General features: G+C 47.0%; 15 protein-coding genes. 11 read left to right on the forward strand and 4 right to left on the reverse strand.

Annotation, left to right across the window (positions count from 1 at the left end; genetic code table 11):
* Positions 1 to 63: 63 nt before the first annotated feature.
* From RIG68_RS17670 to RIG68_RS17700, 7 genes are all read left to right on the forward strand, one after another.
* A complete protein-coding gene (locus RIG68_RS17670; RefSeq protein WP_350125179.1) occupies positions 64 to 1026 on the forward strand; it encodes a GSCFA domain-containing protein in 963 nt (320 codons plus the stop codon).
* Positions 1023 to 3053 carry a thioredoxin domain-containing protein gene (locus RIG68_RS17675; protein ID WP_350125182.1) on the forward strand — a complete coding sequence of 677 codons (2031 nt, stop codon included), beginning with the start codon at positions 1023 to 1025 and terminating at the stop codon, positions 3051 to 3053. Before RIG68_RS17670 ends, RIG68_RS17675 begins: the two co-directional genes overlap by 4 nt.
* A 77-nt stretch (positions 3054 to 3130) precedes the next feature.
* Positions 3131 to 3340, forward strand: a complete 210-nt coding sequence (locus RIG68_RS17680; protein WP_350125185.1) for a hypothetical protein — start codon at positions 3131 to 3133, stop codon at positions 3338 to 3340.
* Positions 3330 to 3743, forward strand: coding sequence for a PIN domain-containing protein (locus RIG68_RS17685; RefSeq protein ID WP_350125188.1), 414 nt, complete (start codon positions 3330 to 3332; stop codon positions 3741 to 3743). Before RIG68_RS17680 ends, RIG68_RS17685 begins: the two co-directional genes overlap by 11 nt.
* Positions 3743 to 6220 carry a replication restart helicase PriA gene (gene priA / locus RIG68_RS17690; RefSeq protein ID WP_350125789.1) on the forward strand — a complete coding sequence of 826 codons (2478 nt, stop codon included), beginning with the start codon at positions 3743 to 3745 and terminating at the stop codon, positions 6218 to 6220. The genes RIG68_RS17685 and priA overlap by 1 nt, the downstream gene beginning before the upstream one ends.
* A 29-nt stretch (positions 6221 to 6249) precedes the next feature.
* Positions 6250 to 6963 (forward strand): hypothetical protein, encoded by a 714-nt coding sequence (locus RIG68_RS17695; protein WP_350125190.1) that lies wholly within the window; start codon positions 6250 to 6252, stop codon positions 6961 to 6963.
* Entirely contained in the window at positions 6950 to 7780 is an 831-nt protein-coding gene (locus tag RIG68_RS17700) for a DUF6048 family protein (protein ID WP_350125192.1), read from the forward strand. The genes RIG68_RS17695 and RIG68_RS17700 overlap by 14 nt, the downstream gene beginning before the upstream one ends.
* Here RIG68_RS17700 and surE read toward each other — a convergent pair.
* The 4 genes from surE to dnaG form a co-directional block, all read right to left on the reverse strand.
* Complete coding sequence (gene surE, locus RIG68_RS17705) at positions 7777 to 8553, reverse strand: 5'/3'-nucleotidase SurE (protein WP_317489990.1); 777 nt, start codon at positions 8551 to 8553, stop codon at positions 7777 to 7779. The two genes, RIG68_RS17700 and surE, sit on opposite strands and share 4 nt — an antisense overlap.
* 6 nt (positions 8554 to 8559) lie before the next feature.
* Positions 8560 to 9138, reverse strand: coding sequence for a hypothetical protein (locus RIG68_RS17710; protein ID WP_151997151.1), 579 nt, complete (start codon positions 9136 to 9138; stop codon positions 8560 to 8562).
* Between the two features lie 86 nt (positions 9139 to 9224).
* The gene (locus tag RIG68_RS17715) at positions 9225 to 10445 is read right to left on the reverse strand and encodes a bifunctional 3,4-dihydroxy-2-butanone-4-phosphate synthase/GTP cyclohydrolase II (protein WP_350125195.1); all 1221 of its coding nucleotides are present in this window, start codon (positions 10443 to 10445) and stop codon (positions 9225 to 9227) included.
* A 117-nt stretch (positions 10446 to 10562) separates the two neighbouring features.
* Positions 10563 to 12527: a DNA primase gene (gene dnaG / locus RIG68_RS17720; RefSeq protein ID WP_350125198.1), complete on the reverse strand. Its 1965-nt coding sequence runs from the start codon at positions 12525 to 12527 to the stop codon at positions 10563 to 10565.
* Here dnaG and RIG68_RS17725 point away from each other — a divergent pair.
* From RIG68_RS17725 to RIG68_RS17740, 4 genes are all read left to right on the forward strand, one after another.
* Entirely contained in the window at positions 12526 to 13347 is an 822-nt protein-coding gene (locus tag RIG68_RS17725; protein WP_350125201.1) for a DUF6962 family protein, read from the forward strand. The genes dnaG and RIG68_RS17725 overlap by 2 nt on opposite strands.
* Before the next feature lie 128 nt (positions 13348 to 13475).
* Complete coding sequence (locus RIG68_RS17730) at positions 13476 to 14573, forward strand: Mrp/NBP35 family ATP-binding protein (protein WP_350125204.1); 1098 nt, start codon at positions 13476 to 13478, stop codon at positions 14571 to 14573.
* 3 nt (positions 14574 to 14576) lie between these two features.
* Complete coding sequence (locus tag RIG68_RS17735) at positions 14577 to 14843, forward strand: NifU family protein (protein WP_350071962.1); 267 nt, start codon at positions 14577 to 14579, stop codon at positions 14841 to 14843.
* 57 nt (positions 14844 to 14900) lie between these two features.
* Complete coding sequence (locus tag RIG68_RS17740; protein WP_350125207.1) at positions 14901 to 17930, forward strand: M43 family zinc metalloprotease; 3030 nt, start codon at positions 14901 to 14903, stop codon at positions 17928 to 17930.
* Positions 17931 to 17936 lie beyond the last annotated feature (6 nt).

Genomic DNA, 17936 nt, shown 5'->3' on the forward strand with positions numbered 1-17936 from the left:
CATAAAGAAAAGGCGCTCATAAGGCGCCTTTTTTTGTGCCTTTTCTTTACATTAACTTGCTGGATGTTCCGCACCGAAATTAGCACAACACCACATCAGCATTTGATCACCCATCGGGATTCGATCCTAACCCTTGGCTCCTGTTTTGCTGACATCATAGGCAATCGCCTGGCTGAAAACAAGTTTTCAGTCGACATCAATCCATTTGGCACCGTTTACAATCCTGTCTCCATTTTCAAGCTGCTTTCGCAAGCTGCAAACAACACGAGTTTTACAAAAGAAGGAATCGTCGAAAGTCAGGGCATTTACCAGCACTTCGACCTGCATTCAAAGTTTGGAAAGGGAACCAAAGAAGAACTCGAAAGAGAGATCCAACAACTTGAGCGAAAAACCGACAAAGCCCTCGCTGAAGCGAAATGGCTAATCGTTACCTTAGGCACGGCCGTAGTATACGAACGCTCAGGAGAAATAGTAGCCAATTGCCACAAGGTGCCAGCTAATCAGTTTACCAAGAGTATCCTGTCGGTTAAAGAGGTGATCAGGGCTTACGAAAATGTAAGGAACCAGCTTCTCGAAGCCAACCCGGGCATCCAAATCATTATCACCGTTAGCCCCGTACGTCACATCAAAGATACGCTGGTCGTCAACAGCCAAAGCAAATCCATCCTGCGGGTGGCGGTGGCTGAAATGACCGCATTCCCTGAGGTTAGCTACTTTCCCTCCTACGAGATCATGATGGACGACCTGCGAGACTATCGCTTCTACGAGAAGGACATGATCCACCCCAACGAAACAGCGCACGACTATATCTGGGAAAAGTTTTCACAGGTTTATTTCGATGACCCTACCAGGCAGTTAATTCTCAAGTGGCAGAAGCTGAAAAGAAACCTTGAACACAAACCTTTTCACCCAGCTTCGGCGCACCATCAGGCTTTTTTGAAAAAGACGCTGGAAGAAATGGAACAATTGAGCGGCCAATTGAATTTAGAACAAGAGATACAAGCCCTGAAAAAGGAAATTCTATGACCAAAGGCCCGCAGCCCAACAAGCTGATCAGTGAAACAAGTCCCTACCTGCTACAACACGCCTACAACCCCGTCGACTGGCATCCATGGGGAGAAGATGCGCTGAACAAGGCATTGAAGGAAGACAAGCCCATCATCCTAAGCATCGGCTATTCGGCCTGCCATTGGTGCCACGTGATGGAACATGAATCGTTTGAAAACGAAGCCATCGCCCAACTCATGAACGACCATTATGTGTGCATCAAGGTCGACCGGGAAGAACGGCCCGATGTGGATCAGGTATACATGGACGCCGTGCAGGCCATGGGGCTCAACGGAGGTTGGCCTCTAAACGTTTTTCTTACTCCAGAGCAAAAGCCCTTTTATGGTGGCACCTACTTTCCTGCCAAAAACTGGGTCGGACTGTTAGAAAACGTGGCTGAAGCATTTGCAAAGCAACGGCAGGAACTGGAAGACTCAGCGGAAAAATTCGCTGACCACCTGGGAGGAAGCGTGCTGGAGCAGTTCAGCCTCTCTTCCCCAGAAAGCAGCTTTTCACTGGCAGAAATCAGTTCTGCGGCTGGTAGACTGATCCCAAAGTTCGACACAGTATGGGGAGGCCTGCAAAAGGCCCCTAAGTTTCCCATGCCCAGCATCTGGCTGTTCCTGCTTCGTCACGGTCACGCAACTAACAGCCAGCAGATGGTTGATCACGTGCATTTCACACTCATCAAAATGGCTCAGGGGGGCATCTACGACCAGGCTGGGGGTGGGTTTGCCCGCTACTCGGTGGATGGCGAATGGTTTGCTCCCCACTTTGAAAAGATGCTCTACGACAACGCCCAGCTCCTCAGCTTGTATTCGGAAGCTTACCAAGTCACGGAAAATCCTCTGTTCAAAGACGTGGTGTATCAAACGGTGGAGTGGCTGGAGCGGGAAATGTTGCACGAAGAAGGTGGCTTTTTCGCTGCACTTGATGCCGACAGCGAAGGAGTGGAAGGCAAGTTTTACACCTGGACGCAACCGGAGTTTGAGGCAATAGCAGGCGACCAAAAGGAATTCATCAAAGACTACTACAATATCTCTGACAACGGCAACTGGGAACACGGCAGGAATATCCTGTTTGTTATCGATGCCATCGAAACGGTGGGCGACAGGCATCAATTGCCGATGGCTCAGGCTAAGCAAGCAGTGGCAGCCTTCAATGAGCGGGCCATGCAAGTAAGAGCTTCCAGAATAAGGCCTGGTTTAGACGACAAGATATTGACAGGATGGAACGGACTTTTGATCAAAGGCCTATCCGATGCTTCAATTGCTTTCAAAGACGACAGCTTTAGTAAGCTAGCTACTAACTGCGCTTCATTTATCAAAAGCAAAGCCTGGAATAACAGCGTGCTCCATCGAACTTACAAAAATGGGCAGGCCAAATTATATGGCTATTTGGAAGACTACGCCTCAGCCATTGACGGCCTCATCAAGCTGTACGAAGCCAGCTTTGCGCCGGAATGGCTACAGTTTGCCTATTTGCTTTCGGGAAAAGCGATGGACGAGTTCTTTGACAAGGAAGAACGACTCTTTTATTACACGTCAAGCAAGGGAGAAAAGCTCATCGCCCGAAAGAAGGAAGTATTTGACAACGTGATTCCTTCCACCAATTCTATGATGGCACACAACCTGCACAAGTTGGGGCTTTACTTTGAAAACAACGACTACCTGACGCTTGCGGAGGAAATGACTGCAAGGTTGAAGTCGTTGATACTCACGGAGCCCGATTACCTCACCAACTGGGCGATGATGGCAGGACAGCTGGCCAAACCCACAGCGGAAATTGCCATTGTGGGGCCAGGCGCATTCGAATTGGCTACAGCATTGAAACAACCCTACCTGCCTAACAAGGTGGTGGCTGCTTCGGAAACAGAAACGGACACACTGCCTATGCTGGCTGGGAAAAAGGCAGTGAATAAAAAAGCCACAATTTACGTTTGCTATGACCGGGCCTGCCAGCGACCGGTGGGGACTGTTAAAGAAGCTTTGTTGTTGATTGTTTAATCGGAAGATACGGGCAGTAACTCACTATTTGGAGTATTTTGGCTATCTTTGGTAAGCAGGCTAATGAACTAAAAACTATGGTAAGAACCAGTTTGATCCCCAAAAAGCAGCAGATTTCAATCGAAGTACCTGCCGATTATGTTGGTACGGAAGTAGAAGTAATTGCCTTCCAGAAAAATGAAGGAGTGGAGAGAGACAAGACAATACCCAAGAAAGTTTCGTTCTCTGCCATTTCTATTGACACTGCCGGTTTCAGATTTGACCGTAATGAAGCCAATGAACGATAAGATATTTCTGGACAGCAATATTTTAAAATACGCTTACTCTAAAAATGAAATAGAGAAACAAACGGCCTCAAGAAATTTGATTACCAACTTCAATTCAATCATTAGTACGCAGGTACTTCAGGAATTCACTAATATCATCAGTCGGAAATTTCAGTTCAGCTTTGATGATGCGCAAAAAGCCATTATCGAATGTTGCCAAAACAACCAGGTTTTCACAAATACTGATACTACGATTCTAAAGGGATGTCAGCTAGCGGCCAGATATAAATTTTCTTTTTTCGATAGCCTTATTGTTGCCTCGGCAATTGAGTCTGATTGCACGTTGCTTTACTCCGAAGATTTACAAAACGGTCAGGTCATTGACGACTCACTCACGATTGTAAATCCATTCGTAAATATTTGATGGCATCCTTCGCCGACATCCTCCTCCCTGTACCCATCCCCAGGTTGTTTACCTACGAGGTAACGGCGGAGCATGCTGATAAAGCCGAGCCTGGCAGGAGGGTAATTGTCCCTTTTGGGCAAAAGAAAGTCCTGACCGGTGTTATCGTTCAAACTCATGGCAACAAACCACAAAACTACGATGCCCGTGAAATCCTGGATGTATTGGACGACCAACCCGTAATTGTTGATCAGCAGCTCCAACTCATTCAGTGGATGGCCAGCTACTACATGTGCACACCTGGCGAGGTGCTTAACGCCGCCCTTCCGTCTGGGCTAAAACTCAGCAGCAAATCGATGGTGCAGAAGCACCCGGACTTCGATGCGGATGATGGCAATCACACCTATTCTGACTCAGAATGGAAGGTGGTAGAAGCCCTGGAAGAAAAAGAACACCTGAGCTATGACGAGATTTCGCAGATCACCGGCGTCAAAAACATTTATCACCTCATCAAATCGCTGACAGGCAAGGGAGCTATTCTGATATTTGAACAGCTGATAGAAAAATACAAGCCAAAAAAGGAAAGGCGAGTAAGGCTGCAAGCATCGCTGGAAAACGATCTGCTGGCGCTGGAAGCGCTGTTTCAAAAACTGGAGAAGAAGGAAAAGCAGCTTGAGCTGGTAATGAAATACCTGAGAGAAGTGCCTGTGAATGAACTGAAAGAAAGAAACCAGTTGGGAGTCCCAAAAGGACAATTCCTTTCATCAGGCCTTTCTACTTCATCGCTAGGTACTTTGGTAAAAAATGGGGTTTTCGAAGAATTTGATAAAGTGATTTCAAGATTTGGCGAGCCAAAAAAGAAGGAAGCGGTTATTCCTGAGCTAACCTCATTGCAGGAAGAGAAGCTCTCAGAAATTCACGGCCTGTTTGAAAAGAAATCAACGGTACTCTTGCACGGCGTTACCGGCAGCGGCAAAACGGAGATTTATATTCGACTGCTTCAGCAAGTGCTGGACGAAGGAGCTCAGGCGCTTTACCTTTTACCTGAAATAGCGCTCACAGCGCAGATTCTTCGCCGCCTGAAAAAGGTCTTTGGCGACAAAATCGGTATTTATCATTCCAAGTACTCCGACAACGAACGGGTTGAGGTATGGAACGGCGTGCTTTCCGGCCGATTCCCAATAGTCGTAGGTGTGCGGTCATCAGTTTTCCTGCCCTTCAACAACCTTTCTCTCATCATCATCGATGAGGAGCATGAATCGTCGTACAAGCAATATGATCCAGCGCCCCGCTACCACGCCCGTGACACAGCCATCATGCTGGGTCAGATTCATCACGCCAAAATCCTACTTGGCTCCGCCACGCCATCTGTAGAAAGCTACCACAATTCCGTGTATGAAAAGTACGGACTGGTAACACTGGAAACCCGATTTGGTGAAGTACAAATGCCGGAAACTGCCCTCATTGACCTGAAAGATGAGCGAAAGAAAAAACGAATGCACGGCGACCTGTCGCCGGGATTGCTGCAAGCCATTGAGCAAACCCTGGAAGAAAACAAGCAGGTGATCCTATTCCAAAACCGCCGGGGATATGCACCTTACCTTCACTGTGAAGACTGTGCGCACATCCCAAAATGCGCCAACTGTTCAGTGAGCTTGACGTATCACATGTACCGCCAGGAGCTACTCTGTCATTATTGCGGCTTTCGTGAACCCCTTCCGTCGCATTGTGAGGCGTGCGGTTCGGCCAAAATAAAAACGATTGGTTTCGGTACGGAAAAGCTGGAAGATGATCTAAAAGTGTTACTCCCCACCGGCCGCATCAGCCGAATGGACTACGACACGACCCGTACGAGAAGTACTTACGAACAACTCATCGAAAACTTTGAAAATGGCGAAATCGATGTGCTGGTAGGCACACAAATGATCACCAAAGGCCTCGACTTTGACCATGTAGAGCTGGTGGGCATTTTGGACATCGACCGCATCATCCACTTTCCAGATTTCCGCTCTCATGAGCGGGCCTTTCAAATGATGACACAGGTAAGTGGCCGGGCTGGCCGGCGATCAAATAATGGCAAAGTGATCATTCAGACCAACAACCCTGAGCAACCTGTTTTCTACCTGGTGAAAACGAACGACTACAAACGTTTCTATCAAATGGAAATCATGGAGCGGGAAAGCTTTCACTACCCACCATTTGTGCGAATGATACGGGTGCTTTTCCGAAACCAGGACAAACAACTGGTTTGGGAAACCGCCAACCACTATTTGAAAAGTATTCAAAGTTCGCTGGGAGGCCATAGAATACTTGGCCCCCAGGAACCGTTAATAGCAAGGATACGGAATCAGTACCATCAGGAAATTACCATCAAGTTGGAAAAAGGAGGCATTTCTATCCCCAAGGCCAAAGAATTCCTGACTCAAAAGGTGGAAGAATTGCAACAGGATAAAATATTCCGCCAGACATCCGTTATTTTTGATGTCGATCCGCAGTAACTATGAAGCTGGGCAAAAACATAAACTATTTGCAAATTCTTCTTTTCCTATTGGCAGGCACCTTGCTGTGGTCTTGTCTTGGCGAGGTAGAACCTTACGAAAAAGAGCCAGCGGTAAAAGTCAGGTTTTTCAACATTGACAGTCTGCAAAAAATTAATTCGGCCATTGCAGCGATCGACACTGCTGTCAAACATTTAACTACGGAAAAAACAGCTCTTACTACTCAGCTTTCGGCACTCAACACCTCACTAACTTCCCTCAACAAGCAAATTACTGAAGGCAACAATGATCTGATCCCCGAAAGAGATTCAGTGCAGGCAGCGATCACAGAAGTCATGGCCAGGCAAACGGAGATTTCGACAGAACAAGCCGCATTTGCAGCAGCAAAGACACCGCTCACCAAAACAGCGGCAGCTATTAACAAAGGCACAATTTTGATCAGCAGCATCACAGCCAATGGCAACAAAGTTTCGTATTCAGATAGTGCCAACACCTTCAGTCTGCCACTAAACATGAATGCATCCAGTCAAGTGTATTACTTTGAAATTGCAGGCAAAGTGGATAGTATGGAGCTTACTTATTCGTTTGTTGAAGACCTTACGGCCAAGAGCTACACCAGGCTTATTGGCACCAACATTGAAAAAACCGACGACAAGTTTTCATTTGACAGTGTGAAAGTATACTGCAAAGCATTACCTGACCCTTGTCTGAGCACAAAAACTACCATCAATGTCTATTTCTAAGGCTGCCATATTGTTGCTATTTGTGCTGGTCAGCCTGTCGGCTTACGGCCAGGATATTGGCAGACCAAAACCACCAAGAACACGGGTGAATCCGGATGCTCTGGCGGACACAACCAAGACTGCCAAACCTGAACTTCCGGCCGTGGATGCAACTGACGAAGAGGAAGAGGAAATGAAGCCCGCCAAAATAAAGGACACCACCGACTACCCATTTCTGACGGAGTTGCACCTTCTTCTTGACTATGGGAAGCTGCTTACTTTGCCCACCCCTTTCGAAAGCAAAGCCGAGGGTGGCATACAGGCTGTGTTTGAAAACAAGTATGTCGGCAGCATCAGCTATGGCTATGGCAGCATCAACCCAACGGGAGCCTACAAAAACTCTGACTACAACGCCACCGGCACATACATAAAACCTGGCCTGTTCTACCAATTGGCCATCAACCCTAAAAATAAATTACTGCTTGGTGCTCAATACGGCATGGCGTCTTTTGAAGATTCAGGCGTGACCACTATAGAAAGTGCCTCAGGTTTATTTGAACCTTACGAAAGAGCTTTCGCCCGTGGTGGTCTTAAGGCAAACTGGCTGGAACTTTCCATTCAATCGGAAGGAAACTTCAAAGGCAATTTCTGGCTGGGATTCAGGGCATCTTACCGGCATTTGATCAGTACTGATAACCCTGGCGATCCGGACGTACTCATTGTGCCAGGCTACGGGAAAACGGTTGGTAGCGGAGTACCCGCTGTGAACCTGTTTTTAAAGTATAAGCTCAATCTCTTCCACCCTCCTGTGGTAGTGGTGCCTGAATCAGAAGACTAGAAGTCCCATTCGTCGTTAAGGATAGGTAACGCATGGTGGGCGGTCAGGTCGTATTGGCAAGGCACTATGGAGATGTAGTTGTTGGCAATGGCCCATTCGTCGTTATCCTCGCCCTTGTCGAAGTTCACAAAGTTGCCTGCCATCCAGAAATACTGACGACCATAGGGATCGTGGCGCAAATCGAACTCTTCTTGCCATTTGGCATTTGCCTGGCGGCACATCTTGATGCCTTTTATCGCCTCGTTTCTCTTGGGCGGAATATTCACATTTAGTGCCACACCCTTCGGAATACCTTTTTCAAGGGCCTGTTTTGCTATTTTTAGAATGAATTCGTCCACATGAGAAAAATCTGCTTCCTGTGAATAATCACATAGCGAGAACCCGATAGCTGGCAAACCCTCCATGGCAGCCTCTATAGCCGCCGACATAGTACCTGAATAAAGTACGCTGATGGAAGTGTTGCTTCCATGATTGATGCCACTTACAACCAGATCGGGCCGGATGTCTTTCAATATATAGTGCTTACCTATTTTCACGCAGTCGGCTGGTGTGCCGCTGCATTTATAAGCCTTTACATCGCCAAAAATATCGTCCGTATCCAGCCTCAATGTGTCGCCGATGGTGATAGCATGCCCCATCCCTGATTGTGGGCTGTCGGGTGCTACCACAATTACCTCACCGAGTGTTTTCATCAGCTCCACCAATTTCCTGATGCCACGACTGGTTATTCCATCGTCGTTGGAGACGAGTATAAGTGGTTTCTTCTTTGCCATTGTCGATTATTTCACTGAGTTGTAGAACGCCACGATACGCACAAGGTCTCTGATTTTATCTGGCGATAAACGATTCTTTTTCATGAAGGGCTTTACTTCCGACCATCGGTCACGCATAGCATCCTGAAGCTCGGGCTTCTTCCCGTTATACAGTCTTATATTGCCTTTTTTGTCAAGAAAGTAGAAACTATAGTCAAGCCTTTGCCTAGTTTGGTTATAGCCGCTAAAAGAATAGCTTTGAACAGACGGCACAGTTTCCTGAATTATCGCCTCTCTGGTCAGCAAGGACAGCTCGCCCTCGTACAACAGTTCGAAAAGCATTGGCACCTTGTAGTCGTAGTTAACTGCATAAGGCAGCGAATAAAACTGTCTGTAGTTTTCGGTTGTCTTGTCGTAAAATTCTATGAAGACAATTTTGCGGCTTGAGAAAGTGTTGATCCGATCCCGGTTTCTTACTTGCACCAAGTCGTTCGGCAGGTCGTATTTGATCTCCCCTCTCAGGGTGTCAGCATCATCATTCACTATCCAGCCGTCGTGCCAATACTCTGAAGGAAAATACTGAGCATAGGCTGAACTACTGATCAAAAGAGAAAATAAAAAAAATAAAAAAAACGAGTACTTTCCCATCCTCCTCATACTACAATATTACATTTCCAAAGCAAAACGAACCACTATTTCTCTTTCAAAATCAAATGACCCATTTTATCACGTTTGGTTGTGAGGTACTTTTCATTAAACTCATTAGGAGCCACCTCAATTGCCAGGTTGTCTACAATTTCCAAGCCATATCCCAGCAAACCTGCTCTTTTCTTGGGGTTGTTCGTGATCAAACGTAATTTACTGATGCCAAGATCTCGTAGTATCTGTGCACCAACGCCATAATCTCTTTCATCCATTTTATACCCCAAATGAAGGTTAGCTTCCACGGTATCCATTCCCTCCTCCTGTAGCTTGTAGGCTCTCAGTTTCGCCTCCAGTCCTATACCACGGCCCTCCTGGTTCATATACAACACGACACCTTTACCTTCCTTTTCCACCATTGTCATGGCATTATGAAGCTGTTCGCCGCAATCACACCTGTGAGAGCCAAATATATCGCCCGTAACACAGGAAGAGTGTACCCTTACCAGGACTGGCTCACCTGGCTCCCAGGTTCCCTTTACGAGTGCCAGATGCTGCTCGCCTGTGTTTTTCTGCTTATACGCATGAAGCTGAAAGGTGCCATATTCTGTGGGCATCTTCACATCCACCAGTTTTTCTATCAGCGACTCCTTTTCAAGACGATAAGTGATCAGGTCTTTGATAGAGACAAGTTTGAGGTTGAACCTTTCGGCTACTTTTTTAAGGTCTGGCAGGCGGGCCATAGAGCCATCCTCATTCATAATCTCAACCAGCACGCCGGCAGGGTAAAGCCCCGCCATCCTGGCAAAATCAATCGCTGCTTCTGTGTGACCTGAACGGCGCAGAACGCCACCTTTCTTAGCTTTTAGGGGAAAAATGTGACCGGGTTTACCAAATTCTTCCGGCTGAGCCTTTGGGTCAACCAGCGCCTGAATAGTCACCGACCTGTCTTTGGCGGAAATGCCTGTGGTTACTCCCCTGCCTCTCAGGTCTACCGACACAGTAAATGGCGTTTCGTGAAGCGCTGTGTTTTTGCCAACCATCAGTTCCAGCCCCAGCTCTTCGCATCGCTCCTCCACCAATGGCACGCAAATAAGGCCTCTGCCGTGGGTAGCCATGAAATTGATGATTTCAGGAGTGACAGTTTCAGCAGCACATATAAAATCGCCTTCGTTTTCTCTGTCCTCGTCGTCAACTACGATGATGATCTCTCCTCTTTTTATCGCCTCAATGGCGTCCTCTATTTTATCGAGCTCTATATTTTCTTGCATCGGGCTAATTGCACCCTTCGGGGTGTCTGCTAATTTTTTAACACTCTTAAAATCAAAAATATTCCGCAAAGGTTCATTTAAATATGCATACTGGCAAATCAGAACCTCTGCCGGGCCTTAGCCAACAGTGACAACACCAAGGATTCCGGCAAGACCCATTTCCACCTTTTTAAGCGCCTCATGGTGCTCCATAATCTCTACTTGCTCGGCCTCAGTTTCCGCAGTTTTCAATTTGTCAAGATTCTCTTTGATCACCCCCCTGACTGTCCGAAGCTTAAGCCTGACAATATTGGCATAGGTAGCGCCTTTTAGGTCGTTTCTTTCACTGTTTACTTTGATGTCATATTTCTCAGTCCAATGGTGGCTCACTTCATGTCGCTCGGTGATCAAATCGATCACTTCTTTTTTCATTAATTCGGTACCGTGCTTCAAAACATAGTCCGCATCTATCACTTCGCCATCGACCAGCTTGTTCTTAAACATATCGAGGATTTGCGCATACACAGGGTGACTGAAATGCACCTCATCTGTCTCATGCAGAAAGTAGTCGGCAAGCAGTTGATCTACTTCCTCAGTTCCTTTTATCACAAATTGGCCGTAGTTGAGCAAAAGCCTCAAGCTTTCTCTCTCCTGAATCATTTTTGGATTAACCTCCCGCCTTTCCAGCGTTGAAATGGTCGCATCGGATGAGTTCTCAGATGCAGAACCGGAGTTGTCCAGCTCCAGCCGCTGCCGGGTTTGCTGCCGCTCCCTTTCCTTTTGCTGCTGCTGCCCTTGTTCGATGAGCATTTTGTTCATCTCGGCAACGATGACAGCCTCGTCCATGTCCATTAGCTGGCTGCATTCTCTCGCAAAAACCAACCTTTTAATAGCATCAGGTATTTTGGCTATACTACCCACAATCTCACGAATGGTGCCTGCCTTTTTTATGGGGTCGCTGCCGGCATCCTTGAGGTAGAGATGGGTTTTAAAGGCAATAAAATCTTCACTGTTCTTTTCAAGAAAAGCCTTGAACGCAGAAGCGCCCAGCTGCTGAGAATAACTATCCGGGTCTTCTCCCTGGGGGAAAACGACAGCCCTTACATTGAGCCCTTCTTCCAGCAGCATATCAATGCCTCTCATGCTCGCTTTGATACCCGCAACGTCACCATCAAAAAGGGTAGTGACATTCTGAGTAAAGCGACTCATGAGTTTGATATGCTCACGTGTCAGGGAGGTACCCGAAGATGCCACTACATTCTTAACACCCGCCTGGTGCATCGAAATAACGTCGGTGTAGCCTTCCACCAGATAGCAATTGTCCTCGTTCCGGATGGCCTGCTTGGCCTGGAACATCCCAAAAAGGACATTGCTTTTGTGGTAAACCGGCGACTCGGGGGAGTTAATGTATTTGGGCTGGTTATCCGCCTTTTTGAGTATTCTGGCACCGAAACCTATAACCTTGCCCGACGGATTATGGATGGGGAACATAACCCTACCCCTGAAGCGGTCATATTTTTTACCATCCTCTTTGGCGAGAACCAAGCCCGCCTTTTCCATCATTTCCTCAGTGAAGCCATTTTTGGAGGCGTACTTCATGAAGCTGTCCCACTTGTCGTGGCTGTAGCCGAGGTCGAATGCCTTGATGGTTTCGTCCGAAAAACCTCTTTCTTTGAAATAGCTTAAGCCAATGGCCTGCCCTTCATCGTCTTCCCACAAAAGCTGCTTGTAATAGCCCTTGGCGTGGTCGAGTAAAATCAGCAGGCTTTCTTTTTCATTGAATTCTTTGATCTGATCGGGTGTAGCCTCCTCTTCTTCTACCTCAATGCCATATTTATTGGCCAAGTGCTTGAGCGCTTCCACATACCCCAGACCTTCAATATCCATGATGAAAGAAATAGCATCGCCACCTTTTCCGCATCCAAAGCACTTATAAATGCCCTTGTTGGGAGCCACAGAAAAGCTCGGCGACTTCTCATCATGAAAGGGGCAGCAGGCCCAAAAGTTCTGGCCCTTTTTCTTTAGCGAAACATAGTCGGACACCACCTCCTGGATGTCCATCCGGGATTGTATTTCTGAAATGATATGATCGCTGATGCGCATGGGGCAACGAAGTTACGAAGTAAATCCGACTCCGGTAAAACCACTACGCCCAAAGTTGATCATCAATCCTTATCTGGCGATACTTTCAGGTAAAAGGGCATTGCTCCGTTTATCAAAGAGGGTGAAAACCTATTTTGAAAAAGATACTACTTTTGCCCGAATGGAGAAGATTACTGTAGAATGGGGCGGCCTGATCATTATGGAGCCTATGGCGATTGTGTGGAACTGGCTGATTACCATTTTTGGTGTGATGGCGTATTTTAAGCTGCGTAAAAACACCTCTCCCCCATACAAAAACTGGAGTTTGTTCTTCCTCATCCTTGGCATTTCAGGCTTTTTCGGCGGACTTGGCCACGGGCTTTTCCACTACTGGGGGCTCACCGGAAAAATACTTCCCTGGACAACCGGCATCTTGTCAGTCTACTTTGCCGAAAGAGGCATTTACGCCTTTATCCCCGCCGAAAAAGAGGTTTGGAAAAAGAGACTACGGCTGTTTTCCCTTTTGAAAATGATCATCATGCTGGCGGGTATGGTCTTCGTCTCCTTTGACTTTTTGTGGACAAAAAATAATTCTGTTATAGGTCTTACTTTGGTAGTTGGCCTAGGTGGGTACCTGCTAAGCAGAAAACACAAAGAATTAGTCTATTTCCCAATTGGTGTACTGGTGCTCAGTTCTGCTGCCTTTGTTCATGGGTTCGACATCAATATCCACCCATGGTTCAACAGGGACGATTTCGCTCATCTTATTATGCTTGCCGGCATGAGTTTTTTTCTGGTGGCCCTTCAGAAATTTGATTTGAAATCGCCTCAGGCTAGTTGAAAGGCCTCTGAAAGCCCCATGCGCTTAATAAACTTTGAGCTTTCCCAACTTTATCCTTCTTCTCATTGTTACATGCTGGTATAAGCATTAATTTGCAACAGTTTTGCATCAGAACAGCCATTTTCTACATGTCCCAAATCAGTAAAGAACAAGTATTAAAGTCGTTGAGCAAGGTGGACGACCCAGATTTGAAGAAAGATCTGGTGACCCTTGGAATGATCAAAAACCTGGAAGTAGGTGACGCCAAAATCAGCTTCGCTGTAGAGCTTACCACACCGGCCTGTCCGTTGAAGGAGCTCATCAGGAGCCAGTGTGAGGAGGTGATTTATGCTGATTTCGGAGAAGCTGTGGAGCTTTCTATTTTGATGACCTCCAACGTTACTTCTATCAGAGACAATGCGCCCCTGTTACCCGGCGTAAAAAACATCATCGCTATTTCTTCAGGGAAGGGCGGGGTAGGTAAATCCACCGTAACTTCCAATCTAGCCGTAGCGCTTTCTAGAAGCGGTGCCAGCGTAGGTATTATTGATGCGGACATTTTCGGGCCCAGCATCCCTACTATGTTCAACTGCGAACATGAGCAGCCAGGTATCATAGAGAAAAATGGAAAGAATGTAATTTTACCAATAGAACAATATGGCATCAAGCTGATATCGATAGGTTTTCTTACCCCTCCCGATAATGCGGTGGTGTGGCGGGGCCCAATGGCCAGCTCGGCGCTAAAGCAGTTTATTGGCGACACCGAATGGGGGGAGCTGGATTACCTTTTAATTGATCTCCCCCCCGGAACAAGCGATATACACCTGACCCTTGTGCAAACTGTGCCCGTTACTGGTGCGGTGGTAGTGACTACCCCTCAGAAAGTAGCCCTGGCTGATGCTCAAAAGGCATACTCCATGTTTAAGCAGCCTCAGATCAATGTGCCCGTGCTGGGAATCATTGAAAATATGTCGTACTTTACTCCTGAGGAACTTCCGAACAATAAATACTATTTGTTTGGCCAAAATGGGGGTAAGCTCTTTGCTGAGAAAAATAATGTACCTTTCCTTGGCGAAGTGCCGCTGGTGCAATCGATCAGAGAGTCTGGTGACAGTGGATACCCTGCAGTAATGAAAGACGGAGTAACGGCTGATGCTTTTAATAGTATTGCGCAAGCTGTGGCTCAGCAGGTGGCAATGAGAAATGCCGCCAAAGAAAAAACGAAAGTAGTTGAAGTTAATGTTTAAGAAATGATTGCTGACACACCTGAATATATAGCTTTGATGGGGCGCATAGAAAGTGCGCTTGATTCAATCAGACCTTATCTGGAGGCTGATGGTGGAAATGTCAAACTGCTAAGCGTTGACGAAGGAAATGTAGCAAAGCTTGAGTTACTCGGCAACTGCGGATCGTGCCCCATGTCGGCCATGACGCTGAAAGCCGGCGTAGAAGAGGCTATTAAAAGAGCTGTTCCGGAAATAAGCAAAGTGGAAGCCGTGAATGTGGCTGTGGTTTGACGAAATAATTTTTAGCATTACCTCGTTACCTCTCATCCACGTTTTTTAACATACTCAATGAGCAGGAGGTTATACCTTTTTTTAGACTTTGCTGTTTGCATTTTTTTATGCGTTAGCCACCAAGCCTTTTCACAGGAAAAGTGCGGCACCGTCCAGCTGGAAGAAAAATACAGACCAATCATTGGAGAATCTGTCAAAGAGTTTGAATCGTGGGTTCAAACAAAAAAAGCAGAGCGTAAGCTTCGGCTGAGTAATGGAAGAACTGCTGAAGCCGTTTACACCATACCCGTAGTGATACACATACTGCATCAGGGCGAGACCTATGGCGAAGGATCGAACATTCCGCTGGAGCAGGTATTGTCTCAAATTGAGTTGCTCAATCAGGACTTCCGTAGATTAAACTCAGACACGACCGATACAAGAGAGATTTTTAAGGCTGTAGCAGCTGACGCATCTATTGAATTTGCGTTAGCCAAACGAGACCCTGAGGGCATGCCCTCCAGTGGTATAGTAAGGGCTCGTGCAGGCAAAGACTCTTACGCCATAGGCGAAGAAGACTTGCTTCAGAAGGTTAGCTATTGGCCGCCCGACAAATACCTCAATATATGGGTAACCAACCTCAAATCGGGCCTGTTAGGGTTTGCGCAATTCCCAGTATCAGACCTGATCGGCCTTAAGCCCAACATTGCTAATAAATTCCTGCCGGACGGCGTCACCATTGACTATGAGTACTTTGGCCAGGGCTTCAATGCAAAGGAGTTTTCTACTGGACGAACAGCAACCCACGAAATAGGACATTACCTTGGGCTTCGGCATATTTGGGGCGACGGCGGCTGTGGATCAGACGATTACTGTTCCGATACTCCAGCGGCAGACAGGGCTAGTTCATCAGGCAGCTGCGAGCTATCAAAGGCGAGCTGCGGGTCTACCGACATGATTGAAAATTATATGGACTACAGCCCCGATAAGTGCATGAACATTTTCACCAAGGATCAAAAGGAGAGGATGAGAACTGTGCTGGAGTTTAGCCCCAGAAGGAGGAGTCTCATAGGTTCTGAAGCACTGGTGGCGCCAACGCTTGTGGCCAATGATTTGGGCATAAAAACGATCATTAATCCGGTAGGCGGCATCTGCTCCGCCAGGTTTATGCCCGAGATAGTAGTGAGAAACTATGGCACCACCATCATCACGCAATTTGAAGTCAGCGCTGTTATCAACGGACTGGAGTGGGATTCAAGAACAATCTCCACCAACCTAGCCCCCCTGGCTGCCTACACCGTCACGTTCGATGAAGTGCTACTCGAAGAGGGTGGTTTATATACCACTTCCTTTGAAGTCGTCAGCGTCAACCAGACCCTGGACAACAATGTCAGCAACAACAAGGTGTCGGTAGACGCCAGCTATCAAAGGCTGATTTCGCTGCCGATGCTGGAAACCTTTGAGGAGAGCAGTTCTCAATTGGTCATGAAGGCCGACAACCCCGATCAGCCCTTTGCAGCCATCACGCTGGCGCCGAAGGCCTTGGCCACCAACCTGGCCATAGAGTTTGCCTACTTCAGCGCTGACTCTACACAATTTGGCGACTGGGAAATGCTGTTGTCACCCATCATTGACTTAACAAAATATCCTTCGCTTACCATCGATTTCGATTACGCCTATGGGCACAACGGTGTCAATAATTCCGACGGTCTGCTGGTGGCGGTGTCGACCGACTGCGGTGCCACTTTCGAGTACGACGACATTGTGTTTCAAAGATTTGGCGAAGACCTTGCCACCACCTATATAGAACCCGGACAAGCATTTATTCCTTCCGGCCCAGCCGAATGGAAAAAAGCGTTTATCGCACTTAACAACTTCAAAGGAGCCGACAGGATACAACTCGCCTTCATCGGGCAAAACGGGCTGGGAAACAACCTGTTTCTTGACGACATAAAAATATCGAGTAATAACCTGGCCGCCTACGATATTGGCATTAGTGAAGTAACTGATCTTGCTTTCATTTCGTGTATCAACCAGCCGGTGCCAACGGTCGAGGTCAAGAATTTTGGCAAGGAACCCATCACCAGCTTTTCACTTTCTTACACAATTAACAACAACTCAAGGGAATTACAGGTTAACAATATCTTCATTAATACAGGCCAAACGATCAACGTGCCATTGGAGATTGACGCCCTGGAAGATGGTACATATAAGCTTGAATTGGCCCTCGACCAGCCAAATGGCAACACTGACCAGCGAATCTCCGACAATAGCTTCTCCCAGCTATTTCATGTAAAAACAGCCACCGACGTTATACCATTCAGAGAAACATTTGCTTCGAACAGGGGAGTGGAAGAAAATCTTTTGCACAGAATTACAAACACCGATGGACGTACCTGGCAAATCCAAAGTGATGAAAGTCTCAGCCAGGGAAACAAAGTAGCCCGAATGACTTCGTACGACCTGACTGTGCTCGGTGATGAGTTCTGGTTGGCCACGAAAGTGCTTGATCTTGACGAGGTTGACGAAGCATCAATGTCTTTCAAGCTTTCTTACGCCAAAAGAGAAAACCGTTCAGAGCGATTAAGAGTGATGGTATCCGTGGACTGCGGCATCAACTTCAGAGATGTGGTGTACGACAAGCGTGGCAGTGACCTCGCCATTACCGAATCTGAAGAATTTTGGGCCCCCTCAACTTCCGACGACTGGAAAAGGGAAACCATCGACTTGTCAGCCTATGCAGGACACAGCAGTGTTGTGGTGGCGATTGTAGGCACCAATGGCAATGGCAACAATATGTATTTGGACGACATAGAGTTTTATCTGTCAGGTGAGCCAACGCCGGTTTTTCCTGTCGAAGATTTGATCAGGCTTTTTCCCAACCCTGCAAAAGAGGTCATTAACGTAGCTTTTAGCCTGGCTGAAAGGCAAACAGTGACACTAAGAATGCAGGATGTAAGAGGCCGGGTATATTTTGAAAAAGAGTACCCCAACACCTTGAACCAAATTTATCAGCTAACCACGGTAAACGAAGCTACTGGTATGTACCTGATACAGGTGATAGCGAAGGACAAGGTAACCGCCCAAAGAGTCATTATCAGGCATTGAAAATCG

The organism is Imperialibacter sp. (genome assembly GCF_040222385.1).
Taxonomy (GTDB): Bacteria; Bacteroidota; Bacteroidia; order Cytophagales; family Cyclobacteriaceae; genus Imperialibacter.